Source organism: Streptomyces ossamyceticus (assembly GCF_001418475.1).
In the GTDB taxonomy this organism is placed as follows: Bacteria; Actinomycetota; Actinomycetes; order Streptomycetales; family Streptomycetaceae; genus Streptomyces; species Streptomyces ossamyceticus.
The window spans coordinates 21394-28022 of record NZ_LIQX01000318.1; the positions used below are offsets into that span (position 1 = coordinate 21394).

The 6629-nt window shown below is 73.1% G+C and carries 6 protein-coding genes; 3 read left to right on the forward strand and 3 right to left on the reverse strand.

Annotation, left to right across the window (positions count from 1 at the left end):
- Positions 1-33 precede the first annotated feature (33 nt).
- Positions 34-741 (forward strand): TetR/AcrR family transcriptional regulator, encoded by a 708-nt coding sequence (locus AOK15_RS23505; RefSeq protein WP_055520058.1) that lies wholly within the window; start codon positions 34-36, stop codon positions 739-741.
- Between the two features lie 24 nt (positions 742-765).
- On the opposite strand, the gene AOK15_RS23510 is transcribed toward AOK15_RS23505, so the two are convergent.
- The 3 genes from AOK15_RS23510 to hmgA are packed head-to-tail and all read right to left on the reverse strand — an operon-like array spanning position 766 to position 4066.
- Positions 766-1959, reverse strand: coding sequence for a type ISP restriction/modification enzyme (locus AOK15_RS23510; RefSeq protein ID WP_055520060.1), 1194 nt, complete (start codon positions 1957-1959; stop codon positions 766-768).
- A gap of 12 nt (positions 1960-1971) precedes the next feature.
- The gene (locus AOK15_RS23515; RefSeq protein WP_055520062.1) at positions 1972-2721 is read right to left on the reverse strand and encodes a GntR family transcriptional regulator; all 750 of its coding nucleotides are present in this window, start codon (positions 2719-2721) and stop codon (positions 1972-1974) included.
- 28 nt (positions 2722-2749) lie between these two features.
- Complete coding sequence (gene hmgA, locus AOK15_RS23520; protein WP_055520064.1) at positions 2750-4066, reverse strand: homogentisate 1,2-dioxygenase; 1317 nt, start codon at positions 4064-4066, stop codon at positions 2750-2752.
- A gap of 304 nt (positions 4067-4370) precedes the next feature.
- Between hmgA and AOK15_RS23525 the strand changes: the two genes are divergently transcribed.
- Both AOK15_RS23525 and AOK15_RS23530 read left to right on the forward strand, forming a co-directional pair.
- Positions 4371-4988, forward strand: coding sequence for a TetR/AcrR family transcriptional regulator (locus tag AOK15_RS23525; protein WP_055520066.1), 618 nt, complete (start codon positions 4371-4373; stop codon positions 4986-4988).
- Positions 4989-5119: 131 nt separating this feature from the next.
- The coding region (locus AOK15_RS23530; protein WP_055520068.1) for a molybdopterin-dependent oxidoreductase at positions 5120-6629 on the forward strand (1510 nt) is incomplete at its 3' end.

Sequence of the window (6629 nt, forward strand, 5' to 3'; positions counted from 1 at the left end):
ACGTAACTAGGATGGTGGCCGAGGTGATGATCGATGGCTGGCCGACCGGCCGTACCCCAAGTGATCTGGGCGCGCCCCGAGCGCACCGGCCGTGGCCCGAGGCCCGCGTTCAGCCGTGCGGACATCGCGGCGGTGGCGGTGCGGCTCGCCGACGAGGGCGGGCTCGACGCCGTGTCGATGCGGCATGTCGCTGCCGATCTGGGCTGCGGCACCATGTCGCTCTACAACTACGTGCCGCGCAAGGAGGACCTGCACGAACTGATGGTCGACGCCGTCGGTGGCGAGCACGAGCTGTGGGAGCCGAGCGGGGACTGGCGGGCCGACCTGCGCCGGGTGGCCCATCAGACACGGGAGCTGATGCGCAGGCATCCCTGGCTGCCCCGGCTGATGTCACCGGTGTACGGGTTCAGCCCGAACGCGCTGCGGTTCCTGGAGCACTGTCTGGCCTGCATGGACCCGCTCGACGCGCCCTACGGAACGAAGCTCCAGCTCTTGGCGCTGCTCAACGGGTGTGTGACGACGTACGTGGCGAACGAGCTGGCGACGGCGGAGCGGACGCGCGCGCTGCCGTGGTCCGAGGAGCAGGAGAACCAGGTGCGGATCGCGTACCTGGGCGGGCAGATCGCTTCCGGGGCGTATCCGCGGATGGCGGCGGCGTTCACCGAGGACGCGGGCCCGATCGACCTGGAGGCCGTCTTCGCGTGGATGCTGGACCGGGTGCTGGACTCGTTCACGCCCTGAGGCCGTGCCGGGCGGCGGGGCCGCTCACAGCAGGGTGAACTGGCCCTCCGGGCCCTCCTCGTCGTGGTCCAGCACCGAGGCCGGCCTGCGCGCCGACTCCACGACGGGGAGGACGCCCGCTGTGCGCAGGTCCTCGGCCGTGAGGCGCTCCCGCACTGTCAACCCGTCCTGCTCCGGGCGCAGTTCGGCGAGCAGCGCCAGGACCGTGATCAGCTCCAGGAGTTCCGACGTCCAGTTCTGGGGCCAGGTCGCGGGGCGTACGGCCTCCAGCGTGCCCGGCTCCGCGGGCTCCGTGCGACGGGCGAACCACGCGTCGAGGACGCGGACACCGCCGACGTGGAAGTCCCAGGCCCCGGCGGGCACCGGTGAGACGCGGCCCTCGTCGAGGAGGAGCGCCTCCTGGTCGGGGTCGTAGCGCAGTTCCACGGGGCGGGCCGGGAGCGGGGCGCGGACGTAGGGGCGCCGGCCTCCGGGGAGCTTGGGACGGTCGCCGTCGCGGCGCATCAGCCAGAGGGCGCGGCGGCCCAGCCCGACGCCACGGGACCAGGTGTCGGGGTCCGCGGTGAGCGGGACCTCGATGCCCCGGGGGCCCGGACGCGCGGTCACCAGGATCCAGCCGAGGACGTCCAGGGGGTCGACGCGGTCGGCGGCCACGCGGTCGGCGAGGAACTCCGTGAGACCGGGGGCCAGGTTGGGTTCCCGGCCGCCGGGCCGTCGGTACAGGGGGCGGACCCGGCCGGCGCGCGGACCGTGCGGGGGAGTCAGCGGCAGGACCGCCGTGGCGAGGAGCGGCGGCCCGGACGGTTCGGCGGCGGGTGTCTGTTCCACCACGAACACCTGGTGCTCGTCCGCGACCCGCCACAGCTCGGGGCGGGCCGCGTCGATCAGACGGTGGTCGGGGACGAGCCACTGCTCGTCGAAGGGCGCGGCGAGGACCCGTACCGGCTCGGGGCAGGGGCCCGACTCGCGGACCAGCCGCCCGGTGCCGCCGGACCGGCCCGGCAGCCCCGGGACGGCGGACGTGAGGGTGCGGGAGCGCGTGGGGCCGAACAGGGCCTCGCGGTCCGGGCCCTCCGCCTTCATCAGCGCGTCCCAGCGGGCCCTCAGGGACGCCGCGTCGGGCCCCGCCGGCCACGCCCGGCCCAGCCGAGGCGGTGCGACGGACCACGGCATGAGGTCCGCGAGGAGCGGAGCGTCGTCGTGCGTCACGCTGGGCATCGTACGACCTCGTCAGTGGGCGTCGAGAGTGACCGTGAAGGAGAAGCGGTCGCCGCGGTAGTGGATGACCGCGACGTCCAGGACGCGGCCCGACTCGTCGTAGGTGACGCCCGTGTAGTGCAGGATCGGGCTGAGCAGGGGGATCTGGAGCAGGCGGGCGGTCTCCGGGTCCGCGAGCCGGGCCTCGACGGTGTCGGTGATCCGGCTGATGGCCACGCCGACGGCGTCCCGGAGCACCTTGGTCATCGGCCAGCGCAGCAGGTCCTCCGGGTCGATGAGTGCGGCCAGCTCGGGGCGGACGTAGTTGCGGGCGTGGTTGGTGGGTTCCCCCGTCCGCTCGTCGCCGCGCAGCCGGTGGTAGGTGGCCACCTCCGTCAAGTCGGGGAAGTAGTCGGAGAGTTCACCCGACAGAGGGGTGCTGCCCTGGTCCAGCAGCTCGGTCGTCATACCGGACTGCTGGGCCACGATCGCGTCCACCGAGCCGAGCAGCCGCACGGGCGTGCCCCGTTGCGCGCCCGGCTCGATGAACGTGCCGCGCCGCCGGTGCCGGCTGATCAGCCCCTCGTCCTCCAGCTCCTTCAGCGCCTGCCGCATGGTCAGCACGCTCACCCCGTAGTGCCCGGCCAGCTGCTCCTCGGTGGGCAGCCGCAGCGGATCGTGGGGCGACCGGCCCAGTATCGAGGCGCGCAGGGACTGCGAGACCTGATACCAGAGAGGCAGCTTGCGGTTCAGGACGATCGAGTCCGGGGCGAAGGAGGTCACGACGCTATCCGTACCCGGCCCGGCCCGTTCAGCGCAACGGACCGAAGTGGCGCTGGAGGCCCGACCACACCTCGTCGTACCCCCGCTGGAGGTGATCCGCCCCGGCCGCCTGCGCGGTCGTCAGGATCGGCCACCGCGTCTCGAACATGAAGGCCAGCCCGTCGTCGACCTTCTGCGGCGCCAGCTCGGCGGCGCTCGCCCGGTCGAAGGTCTCCCGGTCGGGGCCGTGCGCGGACATCATCGTGTGCAGCGAACCACCGCCGGGTACGAAGCCCTCCGCCTTGGCGTCGTACGCGCCCTCGATGAGGCCCATGTACTCGCTCATCACGTTCCGGTGGAAGTACGGCGGCCGGAAGGTGTCCTCGCCCACCAGCCAGCGCGGCGCGAACACCACGAAGTCCACACCGGCCAGCCCCGGGGTGTCCGACGGCGAGGTCAGGACGGTGAAGATCGACGGGTCCGGGTGGTCGTACGAGATCGAGCCGATGACGTTGAACCGGCGCAGGTCGTAGACGTACGGCGTGTAGTTGCCGTGCCAGGCGACCACGTCGAGCGGTGAGTGGTCGTAGGTGGCCGTCCAGAGGTTCCCGCAGAACTTGTTCACCACCTCCACCGGGCCCTCCACGTCCTCGTACGCCGCCACCGGCGCCCGGAAGTCACGGGGGTTCGCCAGGCCGTTGGCGCCGATCGGGCCGAGGTCGGGGAGGCGGAAGGGGGCGCCGTAGTTCTCGCAGACGTAGCCGCGGGCGGTGGCGTCGAGGAGCTCGACCCGGAAGCGGACCCCGCGCGGGACGAGGGCGACCTCCCCGGGCTCCGCGTGCAGCAGGCCGAACTCGGTGCGCAGCAGCAGGCCGCCGTGCTCGGGGACGATCAGCAGCTCGCCGTCGGCGTCGCTGAGGACCCGCTCCATCGAGGACGTGGCGTGGTACAGGTGCACGGCCATGCCGGCGCGCTGGGCCGCGTCGCCGTTCCCGCCGAGCGTCCACAGGCCCGCGAGGAAGTCCGTGCCCGCCGGGGGCTCCGGCAGGGGGTTCCAGCGCAGCCGGTTGGGGTCGGGGACCGTCTCGGTGAACGGGGCCGTGCGCAGCGCGCCGTTGTCCGCGCGGGTGAAGGCCGGGTGCGCGGCCGACGGCCGGATCCGGTAGAGCCAGGAGCGGCGGTTGTACGCCCGCGGCTCCGTGAAGGCGCTACCGCTGAGCTGCTCCGCGTACAGGCCGAGCGGGGCGCGCTGGGGCGAGTTGCGGCCCTCGGGCAGCGCGCCCGGGACGGCCTCCGAGGCGTGCTCGTTGCCGAAACCGGAGAGGTACTCCAGCCCCTCGGCGGTCTTCCTCGCGTCCCCGCTCATGATCGCTCCCTCGCGCTCCTGATTCCTATGCATCACCGTAGGATTCGGGCCGGACGGGCGCAAGAGGGCCGATGGCCGGACCGTGGCGAGCCACGGCCGTGGTGTCGCCCCATCGGGTGCCGTCGGGCCCCCGCGGAGAACCGGACCCGAGATGGATCCGTCTTGTCAGTGCGGTGCTCTACGCTCCCGGCAGGGCCCGGACGTGCGGATGTTCGTCGTCCGCCGTGTTCGACCGCTGAGCGGGAGCGGCGGTACCGGCCGTACCTGTATCCGGAAGCTCATCGGACCTCGGCGGAAAGGCATCATGAAGCCCGTGTCCCAGGCGACCTCCTTGCGCCGCGCACCCGTGCAGCGGCGCAGTGCCGAACGACTGACCAGGATCCTCGACGCCTGCGCCGACCTCCTCGACGAGGTGGGCTACGACGGGCTGAGCACCCGTGCCGTGGCGCTGCGCGCGGGTGTGCCCATCGGCTCCGTCTATCGCTTCTTCGGCAACAAGCGCGCGATGGCCGACGCGCTTGCCGAGCGCAACCTCGCCCGCTTCACCGAACGCGTCGGACGCCGGCTGGAGGGCACCGGCGACCGGGACTGGCGCACCGCCATGGACGCCGTCCTCGACGAGTACCTCGACATGAAGCGCCACGCCCCCGGCTTCGCCCTCATCGACTTCGGCAACCAGATCCCCGTCGGCGGCAGCCGCCAGGAACCCAACACCCGCGTCGCCGACCGTCTCTCCGAGCTGCTCTCCGACTACATCGGCCGCACCCCCGACGAGGACCTGCGCCGCATCTTCCTCATCGCCGTCGAGACCGCCGACACTCTCGTCCACCTCTCCTTCCGGGTCTCCCCCGAGGGGGACCCGCGGATCATCGAGGAGATGCGGCAGCTGCTGCGCGCCTATCTCGCGCGCGTCCTGGACTGATCCGATCCGCCCCGACCCCGCTCGCCCCTCCCGCTGATGCATACCGGTCGGTATGCTCGGCTGCGGCGCCGCGCCCTCCGTATGCGCGGCGCCCGTCCGAGCGCCAACGCCGTCGCCCTCCGGGAGGACCCGTGTCCACCACCCCCGACTCCCGCACCGCCCTGCGGATCTGCCCGCTCTGCGAGGCCACCTGCGGGCTCACCCTCACCATCGAGGGCACCCGGGTCACCAAGGCCCGCGGCGACCGGGACGACGTGTTCAGCAAGGGGTTCATCTGCCCGAAGGGAGCCTCGTTCGGCGCGGCCGACGGCGACCCCGACCGGCTGCGCGCCCCGCTGGTCCGCAAGGACGGGGAACTGCGGGAGGCCACCTGGGCGGAGGCCTTCGACGCCGTCGCCACCGGACTGCGCCCGGTCGTCGAGGCGCACGGCCCGCACGCCGTCGGCGTCGTCCTCGGCAACCCCAACGTGCACACCATGGCGGGCGCCCTCTACCCGCCCGTCCTCCTCGCCGGGCTCGGCACCCGCAGCCTGTTCACCGCCTCCACGGTCGACCAGATGCCCAAGCACGTCTCCAGCGGACTCCTCTACGGCGACGCCCACGCCATCCCCGTACCGGACCTCGACCGCACCGACCACCTGCTGCTCCTCGGCGCCAACCCGCTGGAGTCCAACGGCAGTCTGTGCACCGCCCCGGACTTCCCCGGCAAGCTCAAGGCGCTCAAGGCCCGCGGCGGCACCCTCACCGTCGTCGACCCGCGGCTGACACGCACCGCCAAGCTCGCCGACCGGCATGTGGCGATCCGCCCCGGCACGGACGCGCTGCTCCTCGCCGCGATGGCGCACGTCCTGTTCGAGGAGGACCTCGTCGACATCGGCGACCTCGCCCCGAACGTCCTCGGCGTCGAGGAACTCGCCGAAGCCGTACGGGAGTTCACCCCCGAGGCCGCCGCCGGGGCCTGCGACGTGGACGCCGGCGCGATCCGGGCCATGGCCCGTGAACTGGCCGCCGCGCCCACCGCCGCCGTCTACGGCCGCATCGGCAGCTGCACCGTCCCGCACGGCACCCTCGCCAGCTGGCTGGTCGACGTCCTCAACATCCTCACCGGCAACCTCGACCGGCCCGGCGGCGCCCTGTTCCCCCTCGCCGCCACCGACAAGACACCACGGCCCGCCGGACCGGGCCGCGGCTTCGCCCTCGGCCGGTGGCACAGCCGGGTGAGCGGCCACCCCGAGGCCAAGGGCGAACTGCCGCTGTCCGCGCTCGCCGAGGAGATCGACACCGCCACACCCGAGGGCAGCCCCGTCCGCGCCCTGGTCGTCGTCGCCGCCAACCCCGTGCTCTCCGCGCCCGACGGCGACCGCCTCGACAAGGCGCTCGACTCGCTCGACTTCATGGTCAGCGTCGACCCCTACCTGAACGAGACCGCCCGCCACGCCGACGTCGTCCTGCCGCCGCCCCCGCCCTCGCAGGCCCCGCACTTCGACTTCGCGTTCAACGCGTTCGCCGTCCGCAACCAGGTCCGCTACAACCGCGCCGCCGTGCCCCTGGAGGACGGCCGACTGGCGGAGACCGAGATCCTCGCGCGCCTGACCCTCGCTACCACCGGCATGCATGGCGCCGATCCCTCCGCCGTGGACG

Excerpts from the sequence above, each read along its gene's own strand:
- AOK15_RS23505 (WP_055520058.1), top strand. The coding sequence starts at position 34 with ATGGCTGGCCGACCGGCCGTACCCCAAGTGATCTGGGCGCGCCCCGAG.
- AOK15_RS23510 (WP_055520060.1), bottom strand. The coding sequence starts at position 1,959 with ATGCCCAGCGTGACGCACGACGACGCTCCGCTCCTCGCGGACCTCATG.
- hmgA (WP_055520064.1), bottom strand. The coding sequence starts at position 4,066 with ATGAGCGGGGACGCGAGGAAGACCGCCGAGGGGCTGGAGTACCTCTCC.
- AOK15_RS23525 (WP_055520066.1), top strand. The coding sequence starts at position 4,371 with ATGAAGCCCGTGTCCCAGGCGACCTCCTTGCGCCGCGCACCCGTGCAG.